The organism is Pseudomonas sp. UV AK001, assembly GCF_046097675.1.
Taxonomy (GTDB): domain Bacteria; phylum Pseudomonadota; class Gammaproteobacteria; order Pseudomonadales; family Pseudomonadaceae; genus Aquipseudomonas; species Aquipseudomonas kribbensis.
On the sequence record NZ_JBJUVZ010000001.1, the window covers coordinates 1,199,768 to 1,222,542 of the forward strand.

General features: G+C 60.4%; 15 protein-coding genes. 1 reads left to right on the forward strand and 14 read right to left on the reverse strand.

The window, feature by feature from the left end; translation table 11 throughout:
* Nucleotides 1-79 precede the first annotated feature (79 nt).
* From ACKLNA_RS05480 to ACKLNA_RS05540, 13 genes are all read right to left on the reverse strand, one after another.
* Nucleotides 80-1,768 carry a polyurethanase gene (locus ACKLNA_RS05480; RefSeq protein WP_408985149.1) on the reverse strand — a complete coding sequence of 563 codons (1,689 nt, stop codon included), beginning with the start codon at nt 1,766-1,768 and terminating at the stop codon, nt 80-82.
* 57 nt (nt 1,769-1,825) lie between these two features.
* Entirely contained in the window at nt 1,826-4,912 is a 3,087-nt protein-coding gene (locus ACKLNA_RS05485) for an autotransporter domain-containing protein (protein WP_408985150.1), read from the reverse strand.
* 146 nt (nt 4,913-5,058) lie between these two features.
* On the reverse strand, nt 5,059-8,010 hold the full coding sequence (locus tag ACKLNA_RS05490; protein ID WP_408985151.1) for an autotransporter domain-containing protein: 2,952 nt from the start codon (nt 8,008-8,010) through the stop codon (nt 5,059-5,061).
* 42 nt (nt 8,011-8,052) lie between these two features.
* Complete coding sequence (locus tag ACKLNA_RS05495) at nt 8,053-9,420, reverse strand: TolC family outer membrane protein (protein ID WP_408985152.1); 1,368 nt, start codon at nt 9,418-9,420, stop codon at nt 8,053-8,055.
* A 2-nt stretch (nt 9,421-9,422) separates the two neighbouring features.
* Complete coding sequence (locus tag ACKLNA_RS05500) at nt 9,423-10,772, reverse strand: HlyD family type I secretion periplasmic adaptor subunit (protein WP_408985153.1); 1,350 nt, start codon at nt 10,770-10,772, stop codon at nt 9,423-9,425.
* On the reverse strand, nt 10,769-12,556 hold the full coding sequence (locus tag ACKLNA_RS05505; RefSeq protein WP_408985154.1) for a type I secretion system permease/ATPase: 1,788 nt from the start codon (nt 12,554-12,556) through the stop codon (nt 10,769-10,771). The genes ACKLNA_RS05500 and ACKLNA_RS05505 overlap by 4 nt, the downstream gene beginning before the upstream one ends.
* A 204-nt stretch (nt 12,557-12,760) precedes the next feature.
* A complete protein-coding gene (locus ACKLNA_RS05510) occupies nt 12,761-13,189 on the reverse strand; it encodes an AprI/Inh family metalloprotease inhibitor (protein ID WP_408985155.1) in 429 nt (142 codons plus the stop codon).
* 93 nt (nt 13,190-13,282) lie between these two features.
* The gene (locus ACKLNA_RS05515; RefSeq protein ID WP_408985156.1) at nt 13,283-14,746 is read right to left on the reverse strand and encodes a serralysin family metalloprotease; all 1,464 of its coding nucleotides are present in this window, start codon (nt 14,744-14,746) and stop codon (nt 13,283-13,285) included.
* Nucleotides 14,747-15,228: 482 nt separating this feature from the next.
* On the reverse strand, nt 15,229-15,678 hold the full coding sequence (locus tag ACKLNA_RS05520) for a hypothetical protein (protein WP_408985157.1): 450 nt from the start codon (nt 15,676-15,678) through the stop codon (nt 15,229-15,231).
* A gap of 138 nt (nt 15,679-15,816) precedes the next feature.
* Nucleotides 15,817-16,902 carry a polyamine ABC transporter substrate-binding protein gene (locus ACKLNA_RS05525; RefSeq protein ID WP_408985158.1) on the reverse strand — a complete coding sequence of 362 codons (1,086 nt, stop codon included), beginning with the start codon at nt 16,900-16,902 and terminating at the stop codon, nt 15,817-15,819.
* Between the two features lie 56 nt (nt 16,903-16,958).
* Complete coding sequence (locus ACKLNA_RS05530) at nt 16,959-17,303, reverse strand: cupin domain-containing protein (protein WP_408985159.1); 345 nt, start codon at nt 17,301-17,303, stop codon at nt 16,959-16,961.
* 29 nt (nt 17,304-17,332) lie between these two features.
* A complete protein-coding gene (locus ACKLNA_RS05535; protein WP_408985160.1) occupies nt 17,333-18,739 on the reverse strand; it encodes an NAD(P)/FAD-dependent oxidoreductase in 1,407 nt (468 codons plus the stop codon).
* 51 nt (nt 18,740-18,790) lie between these two features.
* Nucleotides 18,791-19,606: an AraC family transcriptional regulator gene (locus ACKLNA_RS05540; RefSeq protein ID WP_114882900.1), complete on the reverse strand. Its 816-nt coding sequence runs from the start codon at nt 19,604-19,606 to the stop codon at nt 18,791-18,793.
* Nucleotides 19,607-19,870: 264 nt separating this feature from the next.
* Here ACKLNA_RS05540 and ACKLNA_RS05545 point away from each other — a divergent pair, with 264 nt between their 5' ends.
* Nucleotides 19,871-20,143: a DUF1652 domain-containing protein gene (locus tag ACKLNA_RS05545; protein ID WP_096820481.1), complete on the forward strand. Its 273-nt coding sequence runs from the start codon at nt 19,871-19,873 to the stop codon at nt 20,141-20,143.
* Nucleotides 20,144-20,200: 57 nt separating this feature from the next.
* Here the strand turns inward: ACKLNA_RS05545 and ACKLNA_RS05550 are convergent, their stop codons facing one another.
* Entirely contained in the window at nt 20,201-22,675 is a 2,475-nt protein-coding gene (locus ACKLNA_RS05550) for a UvrD-helicase domain-containing protein (protein ID WP_408985161.1), read from the reverse strand.
* Between the last annotated feature and the right edge of the window lie 100 nt (nt 22,676-22,775).

Below are 22,775 nucleotides of genomic sequence, written 5' to 3' on the forward strand. Positions count from 1 at the left end.
CCGGAGCATTTCGATACAACACTTCTGTCTTGCAGCCCCGATGGACACCACCGCAATGCGCAGCGGTGTCCGCAGGGGATCAAGCGAACACGAAACTCGAGTCCGACAGGTTAGCCACCCCCACTCCGATCAGGGTCACGGCATAGTCGCCAATCTTCAGCACGGTATCGGCGCCGGACTGCGAAGCATGTTGCTTGTAGTCGTAGCCCTGCCCCGCGCCCTGCACGCCCATGAACACCAGTTTGTCGCTGCCCTGGTAGCCATGGATCGAGTCGAAGCCGAAGGCGCCGCTGAACAGGAAGGTGTTGTTGCCACCCACCGCATTCATCACGTCGTTGCCGGCGCCGCCGACGAAGGTCACGTGGGCCTTGTCGCTGAACAGATGATCGTCGCCGCCCAGGCCGAACAGCCAGTCGCCGTCCGCAGTGGCCTTCAGCGTGTCACCGAGTGCGCCGCCGTTGAGCGAATGGTTGTACTGGGTCAGTTCGGCGCCGTTGGCCAGGCCTTTGCCGGTGACGGTCCAGGTGATTTCCTTGCTGCTCCACATCGAACCGGACTCTTTGCTCACGATTGCGCCGATGTCACGGGTCATGCTGATGCCGCCGTAGGCGTCGCGCACGTACAGCGTGCCGTCGCCGTCGTTGGCGAAGCTGAAGTTCTGCAACGGCTTCTGCAGGTCGAAGGTGTTGTGGCCCTGACCACCGAGCAGGATGTTGAAGCCCCCGTCATCGCGGAACAGGTCATCGCCGGCACGGCCTTCGAGGAAGTCGTTGCCCGCCCCGCCCTTGAGCCAGTCGTTGCTGTCGGTGCCGATGATGAAGGTGCTGCCGGTGTGCGGCTCGCCGCTGCGGCCCAGATCCTCGACCCAGGTCTTGCCCCGGGACGAGGCTTCCAGATTGGACACGATGATGGTCGAGTCCTGGCTGGTGAGGTTGTAGAACTTCGAGTCGATCACCCGGTTCAGGCCGTCTGCATAGCCCAGCGAGCTGTGGGCCGACCAGTTCAGCGGATTGACGATGCTGAACGGCACCAGGTTCTGCGCGGTGGACGCGTAGTTGTCGTTGAAGTTGACGATGTTGTCGGTGGTCGAGTCGTGCGGCTTGTCGTGTTTGCCCATCGACGCCGTGCTGAACGTGGTGCCGTCGAGCACACGGAATACCGGATCGTTCTCGTAGCCGATGTTCAGCACGTTGGTGCCGGTGCTGCTCTGGGTCGGAGAGGCGAACGAAATGTAGTTGGCGTCCTTGAAGAAGCCGCCCCAGTCGCTGGCACTCAGTTCCGCCACGCTGTTGACCCCGAGGCCGCCGAGGCTGTGGCCGCTGATCAGCACGTCCTTGGCGGCGATGCCATGGGCCGAAGCAAACGCGGCCACGGATTTGAGCAGGTTGTCGAAAGCGTTCTTCGCGTAATTCCTGGCGTAATCAACCGGCCCGATGGCGGCCAGCAGATTGTTTTTCATGTCACCGAAGGTGTCGCTGTAACTCAGCCCGCCAGTGCCGCGAAAAGCCACGCCGATGCCGATCAACTTGCCGGCAGCGTCGTATTTGCCGAGCACTTCCGCCTCGGCGCTGGTGAAGCCGTCCTTCTCGCCGAAGAACGTCCCTTTCGCGTCGGTCTTGCCTTGATAACCCAGGGCCGAGGCGCCCAGTGGCGACCACCCGGTGCCGGGCAAAGGCTGCCCGGTCGGCGTGTAGGAATACAGCGTCAGCGCGATGGCATCGCTGTACAGCGCTTTGCCGTCGGCATTTTTGTAATCGAACAATCCCATGTTGTGCTCTCTCTTCCTTTCAAAAACGGCAGTTCTCTGCAGAACTGCCGCTACACCTTAGAACTGCCAGTCCAGCGTCAGGCCCACACCGTGGTCCTTCTCGTTCGAACCGATGAGTCCGTTGTAGTCCAGGTTGACCCGGACATCGCGATTCAGCGCCAGACCGGCGCGCACGCCGACCACCGCTGCATCTCGATCCATCGACACACTTTGCACGTTGAACGCGCTATTGCCATTGACGAAGGCCAAGTGGTTGTCGGAATCCACGCTGCTCAGGTTGTGCTGCCAGCCCAGTGTCGCGCCCAGCTCCAGCTGATGTTTGTCCGACAGGGCAAACGTACGCTTGGCGCGGACGCCGAGGGTCGACAGCACGGCGTCGCGGTTGTCTTCACCGCCCTTCAGTGCGGCGGCATCACCCTTTTCGGTGAAGCTGTCGCTGTTCAGGTGCACGTAAGCCAGGTTGGCGAACGGCTCCAGGTTCATCGGCTGCAGACCGAGATCGTAGGCAGCTTCTGTGAACAGTTGTGCGGTGGTCGCGTCGCGTTTGGTTTTCTGCTTGCCGCTGACACCGGCGAATTGCAGGTCACGTTTGACGTCGATGCGATGCCAGCTGTAAGCCGCGCCGGCGGTCAGGCGCAGGGCATCGATCTGGTGCCCCAGGTACGTACCCAGGTGATAGCTGTCAATCGATGCCGACGAGTGCGTGCCGCTGCCCATGTTCAAAGAACTGTCGCTATAACCGGTAACGAAACCCAGGCGAGTATCTTCAGTAATCAGGCCATCGACACCGAGCAACAGTCCGCCAATGGAGCTGTTGGAATTGGCATTTTCATGGCCGCCATCGGTCTTGCCCCAGGCACCGAGCACTTTGAACCAGGCGTTGCTGCGGTCATCGGTCGGCGCACCGGCATCGAACAGATCCCGTTCGCGCAGGCGTTCGCCCACCGCATCACGCAGGTAACGGCTGTTGTTGATCAGCAATGTGCCGATGGCCGGGTGAATCTCGCCGGACAGTTGCTGGAACGCGTCCTGCGCCACAGCGGCAGTCGGCGACAGCAGCAGGGTTTCGAACAACGCATTGCCCGCGCCCAGACGTTCGGCGGCCGCACCGACGGCGCGCTGGTTCGGGGTCAGGCCGACGCTGGCGAACGAAGCGCCGTTACGCCCGACGTTCAGTTGAACACCACCCGAGGAATAATCAAGCGTGCCGCCGAGGAACGCGTAGTTTGGCAAGACCTGACCAAAGCGCCCCTGAATGCCGCCCGCCGCCTGCAGAATGTTGAACTGGCTGCCCAACAGCGATTTCACCTCAGTCGTGGTCAACAGCGTCGGGCTGTTTTCCAGGGTCAGGGCGACCGTTGCGCCGTCAATGATTGCAGTGCCGCCAGCGACCACTCGGTCGCTGCTGGTGGGCGAGACTTCCACGGCATAGGTCGAGCCCGGTTCGAAGGTCACATCCCCCGCCACGTTCAAGGTGCCGATGGAGTTGCCCGGCGCCACGATACCACCGCTTTTCGCGGTCAGTGCGGCGATGCGCCCGTTACCGCCCAAAATACCGCCGTCGTTGACCGTGACCGCTGATTGCAGCGAGCCGTTGATTGCCAGTCGGCCACCATTCACCAGGGTCGGCCCGGTGTAGGTGTTGGCGCCGGTCATCACCAGCGTGCCGATGCCTTGTTTGGTCAGACCGCCGTGGCCGGAAATGTCGTTGCGCCAGGTGTCGAGCCCGCAGGTGATGTCGGTGCACACGCGCTCGGTGGGTTTGCCGGCGTCAATAATTGCGCCGATCCCCGGCAGATCCGCCACGAACTGGCTGGAACCGTAGGCGCCTTCGATGCGGAACTCGGCCGGAATGTCCTGCTCGGTGACGAACATCGCCGGGCCGTCGATGCCCTTGCGCAGGTTGATCATGCCCCAGCCGTACAGGGCGTCGATGCCCGGAGCGCCAAGGTCGGTGGCCGTGGTGCGCAATACGCTGGCGACCTGGGCACCGGTCATGTACGGGAAACGCTCCATCAACACCGCCACCGCACCGGCCGCGTGTGGCGCGGCCATCGAGGTGCCGTTGTAGTTGGCATAGCCGGTGGTCAGGTTGTCGGCGTTGGTGCCGCCGATGATCGAGCTGTAGATCTGCGTACCCGGCGCCGAAACGCAGAAGCTCGCGGTGTAACCGCAACGCGAGGAAAAGGTACTCATGATGTACGGGTTGGCGCTGGCCTGATCCGGGTTTCTTTGCAAAGCAGAGACGGTCATCCAGTTCGGCGCGATTTCCGGCACGAAGTAACCGAGGCCGGCGATGGCGTCCGGGTTGTTCAGGTTGTAATCGTTACCCGCCGCGAAAATGGTCACGATCCCGCTGCGGGCTGCAGCGATTGCACCGTCATAGGCGCCGCCGGGTTTGGTGCCGAGCAATGTGCGGATCTCGTTGAACTGCAATTGCGCGTCGTTGACGGTGAAGTGCGGGTACGCCGGGTCGCGGCCGCCGAGGTCGAAACGGTCTGTGATGCCGATGCCCCAACTGTTGTTGATGATTCGCGCGCCGCTGGCGATCAGCGCATCCCAGCCGGCCTTGTACACCGCGCCGTCGTTGCCGCGGACGATGCCGTCTTCCGGGCCCGGGTCGCCGTTGTCGGCACTGATAATCTGTGCCCCGAACGCCACACCATGCATCGGCCCGCCATCACGGCTGCCCGCCGCGATACCGCCGACGTGGGTGCCGTGAGCGCCGAGTTTGCCGTTGGAACCTACCGAAGGTGAACCGTCATAGCGGAAGGCATCCCCGGCTTTGACCGGAATGTACGGGTCGGTGTATTCGCGGATACCGCTGGTGACCAGGGTTACGACCTTGTTCGGCCCGGAAAACTCCGGGTGCGCCGCGTATACCGGCTGGTCGAAGATCCCCAGTTTCACGCCTTTACCGGTGTAACCGGCGGCGTAGGCGTAATCCGCGCCGATCGCGCCAAGGCCCCAGTCCGCCTTGAACTCGGCACTGCGCCAACTGGCCGGGTCCCCTGCCCGGCCGTTTTCCACGTAGGGGGCGGCGTGTGCGCTGCCCCAGGTGGCCATGGCGCAGAGCAAGGCGCAGTTGAGGGTTTTCAGGCGAAAGCATCCACCCGATTGCGCGGGGGTGTTGTTGTTTTTCATCCAGCGACCTTCCTTAGTGATGTTGCACAGAATCCGTCTATTGAATTGATCGTTCCCACGCTCTGCGTGGGAATGCCTCTAGGGACGCAGAGCGTCACGGGCTGCATTCCCACGCGGGAGCGTGGGAACGATCATCTCTTGATGAGTCAGAACTGCCAGTTCAGGCTCAGGCCGACGCCGTGACTCTTCTCGCGGCTGGCCAGTTGTCCGTTGTAATCAAGGTTCACCCGCACGTCGCGGCTCAGGGCCAGGCTGGCCTGCACGCCGACCAGCGCGGCGTCGCGTACCAGCGGCGAACTTTCGACGCTGTACGGCGCACTGCCGCTGGCGAAGCGCAAATGTTGTTCGGATTCGATGTCAGAGAGACTGTGCTGCCAGCCGAGATGGCCGCTGACATCAAGCTTTTGCGAGCCCGACAGGTTGATCGTCTTGATCGCCCTGACGCCGAGGGTGCTGAGCACCGCGTCACGCTGGTCGCCATTGCTTTTCAGCGCGGCAGCATCGCCCTTCTCGGTGAAACCGTCGCTGTCCAGATGCACGTAAGCCAGATTGGCGAACGGCTCCAGAGCCAACAGTTGCACGTTCAGCCGATAGGCCGCCTCGCCGAATACCTGAGTGGTAGCGGCATCGACCTTGGCTTTCTGTTTGGCGCTGACGTCGCCGTATTGCAGGTCCCGTTTGACGTCGGCGCGATGCCAGCTGTAGGCCGCGCCGGTACTCAAACGCCAGGCGCCGATGTCATGCCCGGCATAGGCACCGAGGTGGTAACTGTCGACCTTGGCTGAGGAGTGCGTGCCGGAACCCATGCTCAACGAGCTGTCGCTGTAACCGGTGACCAGACCGATGCGGGTCTGATCGTCCAGCGCGCCGTCGACACCGGCCAGCAGGCCGCCAATCGAGGTGCTGTAGCCGGCGGTGTCGCGTTGCGAGTCAGTTGTGCCCCAGGCGCCGAGGGCCTTGACCCAGCCGTTGCCTTGCGCGCTGTTGGCGTCGTGCAGGCGCTCACCGATGGCGTCGCGCAACTGACGGCTGTCGTTGATCAGCACCGAACCGAGGGCCGGGTAGATTTCCCCGCTCAGTTGCTGGAAGGCTTGCTGTGCATCACTGGCAGTGGCAGACAGCAGCAGGCTTTCGTACACGGAGCTGCCGGCACCCATGCCTTCGACGGCGCTGGCCACGGCCCGCTGGTTCGGCGTCTGGCCGACGCTGGCAAAAGACGTCGCATTACGCTCGACACTCAGCGTGATCCCGTTGCCGGTAGTCGCGAGGCTGCCACCGATGAACAGATAGTCGGGAACCACCGCACCGAACTGACCCTGAATACCGCCCGCCGCTTGCAGAATGTCGTACTGATGACCGAGCAGGCTTTTCGCTTCGGCGGTGCTGAGCAAGGTCGGGCTGTTTTCCAGCGACAGGCTGACGGTGGCACCGCTGATGGTCGCAGTGCCGCCAGCGACGATGCGGTCGCTGGCCGTCGGTGACAGCTCCACCGCGTAGGTCGAGCCCGGTGCGAAGGTCACGTCACCGGCTACATTCAAGGTGCCGATGGAGTTGCCCGGTGCCACACGACCGCCGCTGTTGGCGGTCAGTGCGCCGATCCGCCCGGAACCGCCGAGGGTGCCACCGTCGTTGACCGTGACCGCCGACGTCAGCGAGCCGTTGACGCTCAGCAGGCCGCCATTGACCGTGGTCGGGCCGCGATAGGTGCTGTCGCCGGTCAGGATCAAATGCCCGGCGCCGGACTTGATCAGGCTGCCCTGATACACCCGATTGGCGGCCGCTGCCTCACGGGCCGTGCCAACGGCGTAATCGGTCTGCTCCTGTTGACTGGCACCTGACGGAACGCCGTTCTGCCAGCCCTTGTCTTGCAGGGTTTGCTGCCAGGCAGTGTGTTCGGCGAGGTCTTCGCTCTGGCGCTGGATCAGTGCCTTGTCGGAGATATCGTTGCTCCACACATCGCGTTGCCCGGTGGCCAGATTGGCGTCGAACGCGCCGAGCAACTGCCCCGGCCCGCCCATCGCCCGCCTCAGGTTGGCCACACCCCAGCCGACCCGCTCGGTCGGTGCGTCGGTCACCGAGCCGTCGAGCTGGGTGGCTGTAGTCAGCAGCACTTCCAGCGCCTGCTGGTTGTTCATGTACGGGTAACGCTCCATCACCAGGGCCAGGGCGCCAGTGGCATGGGGGGCGGCCATAGAGGTGCCGGACTTGATCCCGTAGCCACCGTCGGGAACGGTGCTGTCGATCTTCGCCCCCGGCGTGGTGATGCACCAGTATTTGGCGATGCCGCACTGGTTGTACTTCTGCTGATTGCTTTGATCCAGCCCCGACACGGCCAGCCAGTGACCTTCCAGATCCGGCTGAAAGTACGGCAGCGCCGAGCGCACGCTGGCGTTGGGGTATCCGCTGTTGCCGGCACTGAACACGTTGATCACGCCGCGGCGCGAAACATCGGCGGCGGCATCAAGCCAGGTGCCCTTGTTCCAGTGCTGGGCGTAAGCCGCATGCAGGTCCGCCAGGGTTCGATAGCTGACATCCGGCGGCTGGCTGCCCCAACTGTTGTTGATCGCCCGCACGCCGGCATCGGCCAGTGCGTCATACACCGCTTTGAAGTAGCGCGGGTCGGGATTGGGGCCGAACAGGAAGCTGTCGTTCTTGTTGGTGTTGCCGACGTAGATCTGCGCATTGAACGCCACGCCGTGCATGCCGGTGCCATCGCGGGATGCGCCCATGGTGCCGACTACGTGAGTGCCGTGGGAATCGTTGTTCGGGTTGAGCGTGCCGTTGACCGTGAACAGCGAACCATCGACATAGCTGCCGCTGGCCGGCACCGGGTGATAACGGTCGCTGGCGAACTCGGGATGGGCGGCGTCGAAACCGGAATCCAGCGCGCCGATCTTCACGCCCTTGCCGGTGATGCCGGCGGCGTAGGCCTGATCGGCCTGCATCCGGCCCAGTCCCCAGTCCCGCAGGAATTCGGCGGAACGCCAACTGGCGGCGTCGCCGGGCTTGCCAGACTCCAGGTATTGCGCCTGAGCCTGGCTGACAGAAATTGCGAGCAACAGAGTGCCGACCGATGCCGGCTTGAAGCGTACGTCCATGTTCACCACTCGTTTTTGTTGTTTGGTGTAAAAGCTACGGTGTTATTGCGTCCGAGGGCCTTGCCCGAATGCTTCGTCCACCCGAGCCAGATCCTGCTCGCTCAAGGTGCCCGCGTAGTAATGCAACTTGGTCCAGGCCATGAGGTAGTCATAGCGTGCCTGGGCCAGATCGCGGCGGGTGGTAAATAGTTGTTGTTCGGCGTTCAACGCATCCAGATTGGTCCGTTCACCGCCGAGAATGCTTTGCTTGGTCGAGACCACCAAGGCTTCGGCCGAGGTCAGGGCTTTCTGGTAGGCGCGCAGTTTGTTGACCCCGGACAGGCAGGCGCTGAACTGGCGACGCAGCTCGATCAGGGTTTCGCGGGTCTTGCCGTCCAGTTCGTATTCGGCCTGCTCCATGTTGCGGCTGGCCTGACGGGTCGATGCCGAGACGCCGCCACCGGCGTACAGCGGCACGTTGACTTCGAAGCCGATGGTATTGGTCTCGTAGCGCTGGTTGTAGGTGTTTCCGCTTTCCGATTCGTTCTTGCGCATTGCCGCGTAGGCACTGACTTTCGGCAGATGCCCGGCGCGGTTGCGCTCCACTTCATAACGGGCCACTTCCACGGCCTGACGCTGTGACGCCAGGTTCGGGTTGTTGCTGATCGCCAGTTCGTGCCAGGTGTCGTAGTTGGCCGGCATCAGCGCGAAAGTCTGGAAGTTCTGATCCAGTGGCGCCAGATCGGTGATGTTCACCGCTTGCTCACCGATCAGTGCTCCCAATTCACGCAACGCGGCATCCTGCTCGTTGCGCGCTTCGATTTCCTCGGCCGTCGCCAGTTCATAACGCGATTCGGCTTCGAGAATGTCGGTTCGCGTGCCTTCGCCCTGCTTGAACATGTGTTCGTTCTGCTGGAACTGCTGCTCGTAGGCCTTTTTCTTGGCCTGGGCGATGTCGATCTGATCCTGAGCGAACAAGGCCTTGGTGTAGTTGTCCAGCACCCGTACCAGCAACTCCTGACTCTTGCCGCGGAAGTTTTCGTCGGCAAACAGCGACTGCGCCACGCCTTTGCGATAGGCCGCGTAGGCTTCGTAATCGAGCAAAGGCTGCTGCAGGGTCAGGGTCGAGCCGTAACTGTTGTAGTTACGCTCTTCAGTGTTGTTCCTTGCCCGGGAGTCGAGGGACGTGGCCTTCGACGTGTTATGGCCCTTGTTGTAGTTGTAACCCAGTTTCGGCAACAACCCGGCGCGGCCGATGGCCCGGTTTTCAAGGCCTGCATCGCGTTCCTTGATCGCGCCGAGGAACACCGGGTCGTTGCGTAATGCCTGCTCGTAGATTTCGAACGGCCCCATGGCCGCCACCGCACTGTTGCCCGCGAGCAGCGCGAACGCTGCCGCCAGCATGGAAAGCTTATTCATACAGCCGAACATCCTTATTCTTCAGTCAATGCGGAGCCGGCCCGGTCGAGCAGCGGTTTGAACAGGTAGTTGAGGAGTGAACGTTCGCCCGTGCGCACGAACATTTCCGCCGGCATGCCGGGCTTGATCACCAGGCCGTTGAGCTTCTCCATGGCCTGGTCGCTGACGCTGCTGCGCAACACGTAATACGGCGCGCCGGTTTTCTCATCGACCATCTGGTCGGCGGAAATCAGGCTGACTTCACCGGGGACGCGCGGGGTCTTGCTCTGATTGAACGCGGTGAAGAGGATGTCCACCGGCAGGTGCGTACCGACCTTGTCGATCAGGTTGATCGGCAGGTGCCCTTCCACTTCCAGGCGTGTGCCTTGCGGGACGATCTCCAGCAGGGTTTCGCCCTGACGCACCACCGCGCCTTCGGTGTGCACGCCGAGATTGACGGCGATGCCGTCCGAGGTCGCAAGAATCTCGCTGTGTTGCAGGTCGAAACCGGCGGAGGTCAGTTGCTCGGACAGGGTGACGCTTTTCAGTTGCGCGTCGGCCAGTTGGCTGCGGACTTCTTTCTGGTATTCCTCGCCATGCTGTTGCAGTTTCAGGCGCGATTCGAGAATGCCCTGCTCCACCCGGCCGCTTTCACCGGTGTTCTCGGCCAGTTGCTGCTGCACTTGCGACAGCTGACGCTGGTATTCCATCAAGCGGTTGCGCGGAATGTAGCCGTTGTCCGCCAGCGGTTGCAGGTTGCTCAACTGCTGTTGCAGAGAGTCCGCCTGAGCATTGAGATCGGTGCGGGCGCGGCGCATGCCGGCCAGCTGCGCAGTGGCGCCTTCGATGCTGGCACGCAGCGCAGCCTGCTCGCGGGAGAACGCTTCACGACGGCTGCTGAACAGTTGCCGCTGGCCTTCCAGTACCAGCGCCAGACGCGGGTCTGCGTTGTCGCTCAACTCGGGCGGAAACGTCACCTGCTTGAGGTTGTCACGCTCGGCCTGCCACCGCGCCACGCTGGCCCAGGCCATGCGGTACTGGGCCTGCAGCGATTGCACGTCGGCGGCAACCTGGGTCTGGTCGAGGCGGAACAAGGGCTGGCCCTGCTTCACGATCTCGCCTTCGCGCACCAGGATCCGGCTGACCACGCCGCTGCTCATCGACTGCACAGCCTTGCGTTTACCGGATACCACCACCGTGCCTTGCACCGGGATCCCCTGATCCAGCGGTGCCAGTGCGGCCCAGGCAAAGAAGCTGCCGGCGCCGGCCAGCGCCAGAATCCAGCCCATGCGGGCGAAGAACTTCGCGTCGCGCTCCGGGCGTTCGGTGATGTAGTCGTGTTCCATCGTGGCTTCGTTTTCTGTGTTCATGCTCGCGCTGCTCATACACCCGAATTCCTTGTCGTGGGCTGGTACTGCCGGCTCATGCTGAGCCCGCCCGGTGCCTGCGCGGTTTTTTCAGTTTGTTGTTGCGGCTGTTGCTGCGGGTTGCCGGACAGTGCCTTGAGCACGTCATGGCTCGGACCGAAGGCTTGCAGTCGGCCATCGCTGAGTACCACCAACTTGTCGGCCTGGGCCAGCACAGAAGAACGATGCGTCACCAGCACCACCGTGGTGCCCTGGGCCTTGAGCTGAACGATGGCGCTGGACAGCGCCGCTTCGCCGACGGTGTCGAGGTTGGAGTTCGGCTCATCCAGCACCACCAGGCTAGGTGTGCCGTAAATTGCACGCGCCAGGGCCACACGCTGTTTCTGGCCGCCGGACAGACCGCTGCCGTCCTCGCCCAGTTGCGTGTCGTAGCCTTGCGGCATGCGCAGGATCATTTCGTGAACCCCGGCCTGTTGCGCGGCGGCCACGACTTTCTGCGGATCGGTCTCGCTGAAGCGCGCGATGTTTTCGGCGATGGTGCCGCTGAACAGTTCGATATCCTGCGGCAGGTAGCCGATGTACGGACCGAGCTGGTCGCGGTTCCAGCGATGGATGTCGGCGCCGTCCAGACGCACCGTGCCACCAAGGGTCGGCCACACGCCGACCAGTACCCGCGCCAGGGTCGACTTGCCGGAGCCGGAGGCACCGAGCACGCCCAGCACTTCACCGGCCGCCAGATTGAAATTAACCATGTGCAAGGTCGCGGCACGTTGCCCGGGCGGGCCGGCGCTGACCTGTTCGAAAGTGATCTGGCCCTTCGGCGCCGGCAGTGCCATGGCGTCGTCGCTCGGCGGAAACGACTGCAGCAGGGAATCGAGTCGGCGGTAAGCCAGCTTAGCCCCGCTCCACTGCTTCCACACGGCAATCAGCTGATCGATCGGGCTGAGCACGCGGCCCATCAGGATCGAACCGGCGATCATCATCCCGGCGGTCATGTCGCCCTTGATCACCAGCAAGGCACCCAGGCCCAGTACCAGCGATTGCAGGCACAGACGCAAGGTCTTGCTCAGCGAGCTGATCACCGCGCCGGTGTCACTGGCCTGGTTCTGCAGGCCGAGGAAGCGCGAATGCACCTGGAACCAGCGCTTGCGCAGCGAGCCAAGCATGCCCATCGCCTGAATGGTTTCGGCGTTGTGCAGGTGGCTGGTGGCCAACTGGCTGGACTTTTGCGAGAAACCGGCGGCTTCGCCCAGTGGTTTCTTGGTCATGTATTCGTTGAGGCACGCCAGGGCGATCAACAGCAGCGCGCCGGCCGTGGCAAGGACGCCGAGCCAGACATTGAACAGGTAAATCACAAACAGATAGACCGGGAACCACGGCGCATCGAAGAACGCGAACAGCGCAGGCCCGGTGACGAACTGGCGAATGTGGGTCAGGTCGCCCAGAGACTGGCCGGCGTTGCCCTCGCCCTTGAACAGGTTGCGCTCGAACGCGGCTTGATAGACCCGCAGGTTGAAACGGCGCTCCAGCTGGCTGCCGATGCGGATCACGATGAAGCTGCGCACCACCTCCAGCAGGCCGATGAATGCAAAGAACCCCACGACCATCAACGACAGCATCGCCAGCGTGGTTTCGTTTTGCGAAGACAGCACTCGGTCATAGACCTGGAGCATATAAATGGAGGGCACCAGCATCAGCACGTTAATCAGTGCGGTAAAGCATCCAACGCTGATCAGAATACTTTTATAGTCACCCAACGCCTTGAATAAGGGAGCGGTGGCCGGGGCCTTCGCCATCTTCATTGATTATTCCTGAAATGATATTCGCCGCCGTACTTGGCGAGACTTCAATTAATTGCCCGCACAGAAGACGGGACATACACCGCCAGCACTTGCTTACACTTCAATAACAACTTTCGCGACTAACTCCGGCGTTGGCGTTATTGCAGACTCGCTTATAACTGTGACGGGGCGCCTTATATTTAAACTTTGAGTCGATTCCGGTGATCAGGGCTGTTTGGCAGCTCGTTCGAGTGTAATCACCAGGCCTGACTTCAAAGTGCTCAGATAAAGCCCATCACGTTGTCGGCTGAAGAACTGGATTCTTGAGCCCTCTTTGCCAGTAATCGAAAGACCGTCCGGGTCGGGAAACCAGCCGATGGCGCTCTCTTGCAGCCACGCGCTCAGGCAATCGGCGCCCTTGCCCAGGGTCTGGTTGGCTTCGAGGTCGATCTGGCAGGTGTTCGACGGTTTGTCTTGCAGCGTCTGCGCTTCGGGAGCGTCATTGCGAGCGGTCAGGGTTGCTTGCCACTGCCCGGCAAATACCGATGGATCTTCGAGTCTGAGGCTGCTTGCCATGGTTGTTTCTCCAGAAATCATCATCAGCACCGGCAACAGGCACGCTGCCGCTTTGCGGGTAAAAGCGAATTGGATCATAGGAAATTTCACTCCGGCGTGTAGCCTTGCTTACCGGCCAAGGCGATGCAAGTAAAGAAAGCGGCGCATCACGCGCCGCTTTCCTTTTTCACATCACGCTACGATGTCGCTGATCGCCGCCTGGCCAACGGTGCTGACCTGGAAGTCCGCCACGCCGTGCCCGGAGAAGTCCACCGACAGCAGGCTGTTGCCGCCCGAGGAGGTCAGGATGGCATCGCCCGCCGCACCGGTGAAGGCGCTGACGAAGTGAAGGCCTGAACCATTGGTGATCGCGCTCAGGTCGATTTTGTCCAGACCGCTGACAAAGTCGAGGATCTGATCGATCGCACCCGGCTTGGAATCGGAACTGGCTGCGAACACGAAGGTGTCCGAACCCGAACCGCCCCACAGCTTGTCGGCACCGCCGCCGCCCCAGATGATGTCGTTGCCGGCACCGCCCTTGAGTTCGTTGGCTGCGCTGTTACCGATGATCAGGTCATTGCCCGAACCGCCGATGGCGTTCTCGATGGTGACGCCCTTGGCGATGGACACGTTGCCCACCAGGCCGCCAACGTCGGAGAACGAGGCTTCATTGAGGTTGATCTTCTGGTTCTGGGTGAAACCCGAGAAGTCGAAGGTGTCCTTGCCGCCCGCATCCCACACCGAGAACACCAGCTTGTCCGACGATGAAGTCGCGCTGAGGAAATCGCGACCGGCGTTGGAGTTGAAGCCGTAGGTGGTGTCACCGGTACGGGTGGACATGTTCGCGCCGTAGAGCTTCTGGATCGCTGCGATGTCATCCATCAGCGGGCCGGAGGCATAGGCTTCGACACCGCCCTTGCTGAAGTTCTGGCTGGTGTTGCTTTCACTCCAGTAACTCATGAGGCTGTAGCCGCGGGTGTCTTGCCCGTAGGAAGCATCCTTGTACGTCGGATTGCCTTCGCCGGCGTTGTAGTCGCCAGGGTGAGACAGGCCCAGGGTATGGCCGATTTCGTGGGTCAAAGTCTGACGCCCGTAATTGTTCACGCCCGGGTTCTTGTTGACGTCGTATCCACTGCCGGTCAGGTACCAGGACTGACCGTCATAGCCTGGCTCGGTGCCTGGCAGGAACGCGAATGCCGCCGCGCCTTCCTGACCGCCGCTGTAGTTACCGAAGGTCATGTGGCCGTCGCCACCTCTGGCGGCTTCGGTAAAGGTCACGTTGGCGACATCGGCCCAGGATTGCATGGCGAGCACCGCCTGGGCTTTTTGCAGGGCACTGAACTGACTGAAACCGGTGACACCCAGGCCGCCGAAGTTGGCAGTCTTGGAAGTCAGAAAGGTGTAGGTCAGTTCGATCTTGCCGCTACCGTCGAGGTCGTGCCAGGAAGCACCGTCACGCAGCAGTTGAGTTGCGGCTTGATCCACCGAGAAGGAGGGTTTGCCATTGACCGTGAGGTTGCCGCCACGATCGTACTGATGGCTGAAGCTATTGATCTGGTTGAACGCCGAACTGGTCGCTGCCAGTGGTTGTGGCGCCGCGTTCAGCTGGAAAGCCTGTTCGGCGGTATCAATAGCATTAGCTTTTACTTTCGACATAAACACACTTCCTTGTTTAGCAATGGAACAGTTTTTGTCCGATAGCGACAACCTCTGGCGAGATTGTCCTATCACTCGCCCAATGAAGGCGTAAGAAACCTGACACAATTTGAAATCTAACGTCTAGCGTTTTTTTGAAATCAAATTGAACTGTTCAGCGAAAGCCCCGTAAACAAAGAGTGCGGCGCCGAAAAAATGTTCAAAACTTGGTACATTTGCCCAATTGTCTGACGATTTTCTATTTAAATATTAAATAAAGGTAAGTTAATTTTTGTCGGCTGCGTCGCAATTTCTGCACTAGGCATTTCAAGTGCTACTGAATTGATATCAAGCGATAGAGTCGTGTGGTCGCTGCTCAATCACACTTGGCCTCTAACTGGCCGAACGCTTGATTTTAAATCGTCGATTTAAAGCTTGTAAAACGAGTTGCCGACTTTAATTAAAGCAGGAGCATTAAAGCCGGCATGCGCACGGCACAGATTTTATTGCTGCAGGGTAAACTTCGCTTTGATCGTGTATTGATCACCCGAGTTTTCGTTGGTATTCATTGTCAGATCACCTTCTAACCACTTTTTATCTGCGAGATTGATCAATTTCAACTCGCCATCTGCGGCGGAGTAATAAGACTCGTGATATTCCCGCCCGTACTCAACGTACATCCCCTCCCTGCCAATAGGGTAGGTTGCACTAGGTGGTTGACTTTCATTGAAAAGAATCCTGAGAGCACTCGACATGCCGGGAATTTCCGGGTCCCTGCCAGCAATCGTAATCCCATACTGCATTCCATAATCACGGGCCACAAAATCTGTCTCTAACGGATATGTTTTCTTAGTGATCGTGTTTGTAATCTCGCCCGTACATGTCCAGACATTTCTTGCATGAGGTTTGGTGTCCGCCGAAGGCTTATTTAACCGATTGTCCTTATTCAACATGGTAGATCTCCTGCATTTAACATTAGCAGGCGTTGTACCTGCCGACTTGATTACACACGTTAAATACAGGAATTCCACCTGTTAGATCTGACAGTTTTTTAGACTGATCCGCTATTTAAATCCTTACTTCCATGATTCTTAACTGCCTGTCCGGATCTTGTTCCAGACGCGAGTGCGAATCCGGTCGATGTTCAGCGGCATAGCCTCCAGCGCGAACAATTTGCCCATCATTTCCGCGCTCGGATACACCTTGGTGTCGTTCTTGATGGCCGGGTCGATCAGGCTGTCCGCCTGTTCATTGCCATTGGCGTAATGCACGTAGTTGCTGATGCCGGCCATGACGTCGGGCTGCAGCAGGTAGTTCATGAAGGCGTAACCAGCCTTGGCATCCGGCGCATCGGCGGGCATGGCAACCATGTCGAACCAGATCGCGGCGCCTTCCTTTGGAATCGCATAGCCGATATCGACGCCGTTCTTCGCTTCCTTGGCGCGGTTTTCCGCTTGCAGGATGTCGCCGGAGAAACCGACCGCCACGCAGATATCACCATTGGCCAGGTCGCTGGTGTACTTCGAGGAGTGGAAGTAGCTGACATACGGCCGCACTTTCATCAGCAGCGCTTCGGCCTTCTTGTAGTCCTCGGGGTTCTTGCTGTGATGCGGCAAACCCAGGTAGTTGAGCGCCGCCGGCAGCAATTCCGGGCCGTTGTCGAGGATCGCCACGCCGCACTTCTGCAGCTTCTCCATGTATTCGGGCTTGAAGATCAGATCCCAGGAGTCCACCGGTGCGTTATCGCCCAGTACGGCCTTGACCTTGGCGACGTTGTAACCGATGCCGGTGCTGCCCCACAGGTACGGAAATCCATGCTCATTGCCCGGATCGTTGGTCTGCAAGGCCTTGAGCAACACCGGATTGAGGTTTTTCCAGTTCGGCAACTGGCTCTTGTCGAGTTTCATCAGCGCCCCGCCCTGAATCTGCCGCGCCATGAAATGGTTGGACGGAAACACCACGTCGTAACCGGATTTGCCGGTCATCAGTTTGCCGTCGAGGGTTTCGTTGCTGTCGTAGACGTCGTAAGTGACGCCGAGACCGGTGGCCTTTTCGAAGTTTTTCGCGGTGTCCGGCGCGATGTAGTCGGACCAGTTGTAGACCTTGACCGTTTCCGCTGCCTGAGCAAGGGAAGCTGCGAGCATCAAGGGGGCGAGAGCGAGGGTCTTTCGGATCATGGATCGATTCCTGTATTGGCTATTGTTGTTGGCAGGCAATCAAAAGGATCAAGCAATCAGAAAATCAGGACGTAGGTCTTGCGCACGGTCTCCTGGATGTCCCAGATGCCGAGCGTGTTGGCCGGCAACATCAGTGCGTCGCCACCTTGTATGTGCAGGGTTTCGCCGCCGTCATCCGGGGTGAATGTGCAGCGACCGGAAATGAAGTGACAGAACTCCTGGGCGGTGATCTGCCGCCGCCAGCGCCCTGGCGTGCATTCCCAGACGCCGGTTTCGACGCCGTCGTCGCGCTCGACGGCGGTGGTCGAGGCAATCGCCACCGGCGTGCCGAGCGGCACGGCCACCGGGTTGGACTCATCCAGTTGCAGCGTGGCGGTGTTCTTGAATTGGGTGATGCTCATCGCGTTACCTATTTGGAATTGAACAACGTTTAGTGCATGAAACCTTCCATGAACCCGGCCACCCGACTGGCAAGCTTGCGCCGCCAGGGTGCGGTCGCCGGGTTGGCCAGGGTCTGGTCTTCGTGAACGAAGCTTTTGATGATCGCGTTGTAGCCAAGCCAGCGGCACGGCTCCGGCTCCCAGGCCCGCAGCGCATGGATCCCGCCGTCCGGCAGCACCCAGGGCTGATGCACCAGTTCGGTATCGCGCTCGAGAATCAGATCGGCCAGGGTGCGACCGCCGAGGTTGGAAGCACCGACGCCCTCCCCGCCATAACCGCCGGACAGCGCGATGCCGTTGGCCCGGTCGCAGAGCATGTGTGGCTTGAAATGCCGGGACATGCCGAGATTGCCGCCCCAGGCGTGGGTGATCGCTGTGTTTTTCAACTGCGGGAACAGCTCGCCGAATAGATGGCGCCGCAGCTCCACTTCATCCCGAGTCAGATCAAAGTTGTGGCGCAACTGGCCGGCGAACTGATAGCCGCCACGGGCCCCGAAGATCAGCCGGTTGTCGGCGCTGCGCTGGCCGTAGGTGACTTGACGGCTGAACTCACTGAAAGCCTGGCCACGGTTGAGGCCGATTTCGTCCCAGGTCGCCGCCGACAACGGTTCGGTGGCGACAATCAGGCTCTGCACCGGCAATTGATAACGACCCAGCGGCGGTAGCGTCACCGAATAACCTTCGATGGCCGGGACGATCCAGCGACTGCGCACGCTGGCCTTGTCGGTACGCAGACTGCCCGACTGCCAATGGGTCACGGGACTGTTCTCGTAGATCTTCACGCCCATGCCCTGAACGGTCCGGGCCAGGCCACGCACCAGTTTTGCCGGCTGAATGGTCGCCACGTGCGGGGCGAAGATCCCGCCGTAAGGTTTGGCGACGCGAATCTGCTGCGCCAGTTGCTCAGGATTGAGCCAGCGATAATCGTCGTCGGTCAGGCCTTGGGCGTGCAGTTTGTTCAGATACTCGCGCAGGCTGGCTTCCTGCTCGGGATAGCGCGCGGCGCAGTACAGCACCCCGCCCTTGCGGTAATCGCAGTCGATGCCTTCGCGTTCGAGGACGACTTCCACTTCATCGGGAATGCTGTGCAGCAGATCGAATGAGGCGCGGCGTTGTTGTGGCGACAGGCCCGCCAGCAGGCGATCCTCGCCCAGCAGATTACCCATCAGCCAGCCACCGTTGCGACCGGACGCGCCAAAACCGGCGGTTTGCGCCTCGACAATGGCAATGTCCAGGCCTGGCGCGTGTTTCTTCAGGTAATACGCAGTCCATAACCCGGTGTAGCCGGCGCCGATGATTGCCACGTCGACGTCAAGGTCTTGTTCCAGCGCCGGGCGCGCAGTGAGCGGCTCGTCGAGTTGGTCCATCCACAAACTGATAGTGCGCCACGCCGGCATGCAAGACTCCGCCAATCCAGATTTCGATGGCGTCGATCCTAGTGGCTGGCCTCAGGGACTGTCTTGCGCGCGTGTCCGCAAAGAAATTTGTTTGGCATAAGCCTTGGGCGACTGGCCGGTGTGCTGGCGAAAACAGCTATAAAACGCCGAAATCGAGTTGAACCCGGCGGCGAACGCCAGTTCATCGATTCGCAGCGGCGGCGTGGCGTTGTCCAGCGATTGCAGCAAATGCTGGAGCCGCGCCTGATTCACGTAGCGGTAGAAGCTCTGCCCCAGCACCTGGTTCAGCAAATACGAAATCTGATTGCGGCTGTAACCGCACTCCTTCGCCACCCGTTGCAGATCCAGTTCGGGATCGAGGTACGGCTGCTGACGCTGGAAATACTGCTGCAGGTCTTCGGCCATGAAACTCAGCTGGCGTGGCGACAGGCCCAGTCGGCTCGCCGCCGGACGCTGACTCGGCGTCGAGGTACTGGAGCCCTGCTCGCGCACCAGCGACGCGTATTCGTTGACCCGCCAGATTTTCGCGTCCTTGACGGTAATCGCTTCGCTGGAACGGAACGACACCAGGCCATTGCCACCACGCAGGGTCACTTCGTATTGAATGAACGCCGTGTTGCCGTCGATGCGGATCCGGTCGCAATGCTCCAGCGCCTCGTCGGATTCACGGGGCATGCTGACGCGAACGTACTCGCGCAACTCGTCGAGACCGAGCACGCGGTTCTGGAAGAAATCGTTGTACTGAATGTCCGGATGGTAAAGCGCCATGACGCCATCCAGGTCCCGGTGTTTCCAGCACAGGTGATAGCGCATGACCGTTTCGGCCGTGGCCGGGGTCTGCTGCGGGCCGTCATCATCGGCGTGCATAAGGGACTCTTGGCAAAAGAACCGAGCTTGCCCAACTTCTGGCGCTTCATCAACCAAGCGGCGCATAGTGGCACTTTGGCGACAATTTCATCAGCCGTGACTTACATCAAAAAAATCCCTGCAATCGCCAAACGGCCTGAAAATTCTCACAGGGTTTTCACATCCAGATGCTACTTTTAAGAACAGTCACCGGTTGAGCCAATGAAGGCTCTTCCCACCTACCATGAGCAAACGGAAGCGCTCGATGAAGAAGGCGGGCAACACATGAACAAAGGGTCAAGCAAGGTCACATTCCCCAACGCTTGCCAGCTGATGCGCTGGCATTTTCATCCCATGGGTTTCGAAGCCACGATGGACGCACCGGGCAGCATGATCGCCCGCCTGTTCGATCGGGCCAGCGGCGAAACCCTGATCGCCATTGCCGGCATTCCCTGTGCCACGGTGATGAACGCAGCGGATGTTGAACGAATAATCGAAGCCGTCGAGGACGAACTGGAAGCTTTTGTTCCTCCGGAGTCTCTTAGAAGTTACGCATAAACTATTGATTTAAAACAAAAAGCCCGCTGCGCGGGCTTTTTTTTGTGGACGATCGGTTCAGGCGGTTTTCTTTTCCGGCCGGTGATCGACGAAGAACGGCTTGCCCTTGGCGACCCGGTCCGATGCACGCGGCATGTTCACGGCCTGGGCATCCTGCGGCTCGACGTACCAATAGCAATGACTCACTGCCCGGGTTATGCCGACATAGGCCAGACGCAGGATTTCGTCCTTCTGCGCCGTGTCGTAAGGCTCGTTGTCACCGGCCTTGCCCAGCCCGGCCATGCGGTAGACCTGATTCTTGTAGGGCGAACTGGTGAGGTGCTGGCAGTCGCCCAGCAGAAACACCGCATCGGCCTGCAAGCCTTTGGCGCTGTGATAGGTCAGCTGCTTCAAGCGTCGGGACTCGTACGGCAAGCTCGAATCAACATTAACTACTGACTGAATATGCTGTTCTATCAATGACTTATCACTACTTTTTCGATAGAGCATCAAGATCGAATCGCCATTTCTGTAATGTTCCGCCAGGCGTTGGCCCAGCGCCTGATCATCGCGCTCCAGCACGTTGACCGGTTGCAACGGCTTCTCCTCGCCGCTGGCCTTGGCTTTTTTGCCGGGAATCGCCGGTGCGGCACGGACGATGTGCTCGGCCGCGTCGATGATGTGCTGATGACTGCGGTAGTTGTCGCTGAGCATCACCCGCGTGGTGCTTGGCGAGGAAAACTCCTTGTTGAACTCCATGAAGTAGCTTGGCGAGCTGCCGCGCCAGCCGTAGATCGACTGCCAGTCATCCCCTACGCACAGCAAGGATGAGCGTTGCGCACCGCGTCCGACGTGCATGGCCGGGCCACGGCTGCGGATCTCTGCAAGGCTCGCGCGAATCCACGAGACGATCTGCGGTGAAACGTCCTGAAACTCGTCGATCATCAGGTGCGACATGGGGCGCAGCAGTTCATCGCTCAGTAGCTTGAGGTTTTCCGGCGAGTGCTCGCTGAACAGCGCGAACATGCGGTTGTAGGTCATGATCGGCGGCTTTTGGTCGAGCAGATGATCTTCCAGTGCGCGCCAGAACAGGCTCAGCGCCTCGAAGAAAGACCGGTCCGGATCATCCTTGGCGAAACTCATGCGGCCAACGGCGTCCGGTACATCCAGGCCCAGGTTCTCGATAAATCCGGCGGCAGCGACAAAACAGTCCAGCAATGGCGCGGATGCGAGCTCTCCCTTGACCTTGTAATCGAAGCCAGGCCCCGCACTGGCGTCCCCTGCCAACGTGGACAAAACACGTCTTGATGACTCGTAACTATCTATCCATATCAATGGCTTACGGCAGAAAGCTTGAAACAGGGTGCGCTTCACGGCCCATTCTGCGCGGACCGTCAGCTTCGCATTGGGACGGCAGACTTGCGGGTTTTCTCTCGGATCGAAGCCCAAAACGACCCAGGCATCGAGACTCGGGATATAGCCATGACAGTGAAAGGTCGAGCCGTTGATCTCGAAGGTTTGACGATTCGGCTCGACACCTTTGATCGGCCAGGCACCGGCGCGAAACCACAGATCCTCGATCAGATCGCACAGTTCTTCGTCACGCTTGGCCGCCAGTTCGGTCACTGCCATGCGTTTTTGCACGTCCGGGTGATCGCGCTCCAGCTCCTTGAGCTGCAGGGCATGCCGGGACAGTGGCTGGATCAATTGCCGGAAACGTTCGTCCTCGGTGTATAGCCGGTGATAGCAGGCGTTGAGCTGCTGGCGCTGGGCGTCGTTGATCCGCAGATCGAATGGATTGCTGTCGACGTCCTCGTCCCCGCCCTGGGGCCGGAGGCTGAGGTTTTCAAACGCCTGCAAACGCTCGAACCCCGGCAGGCTGCGCACCATCGGCAGAATGCGCGAATGGAAGGTGCGCACCAGATCCCGGGCGGTCTTCTGGCTCAGGGAATGACCCCAGAGGGCAAACAGCTCGATCAGTTTGCTGATGAAATCCTTGCGCGATTCCCGGGTGAACGTCACCACGGTCATCGAATCCAGCTCAAAGCCCAGGTAGTGCGTCAGCAGCAGGATGCGCAACACCAGCGTGGTCGATTTGCCAGCCCCCGCCCCGGCGACTACCGACGTTGACGGCGTATCACTGAAGATCATCTTCCATTGCGCCACGCTCGGCTGGGCGTGGGCCGGCAGCAAGCGGGCAACGTCAGCCTTGATGCGTTTCTTCAGTTCGGCAGTCAGTGGCAGACGCCAGTCATCGAACAGGTGATTGTCGATACCCGGCGCACGATGCTCGGTGCTGCGGCTGTCGCGGATCAACAGGACCTGACGACCCTCTTCCAGCCCCTCGGCCTTGCCTTCCTTGTAGCCGTAATCGAACCCGGCGGTGTGCCCGCTGCGAAAGCCATCGGCCTGACCGTGCAGCCACGAGGCCCGATGCTGGGCGCGCAATTGCGTCAGACCATGCCCGAGGAAACGCGCCGCCAGGCGTTTGAACCACGGCATCTCGGCCAGGGGACGAAGTTCGGGAGGAAGATCGGGGGTGTGTTGCGCCACGCTGACGGACTCCAGAGGCTGAGGCTGTTGAGGGCTATGGTGTCTGCATTTATCGTTGAGTTCTAGCGAAATGCTTACAGGTCATTGAGTTAGGCGATGA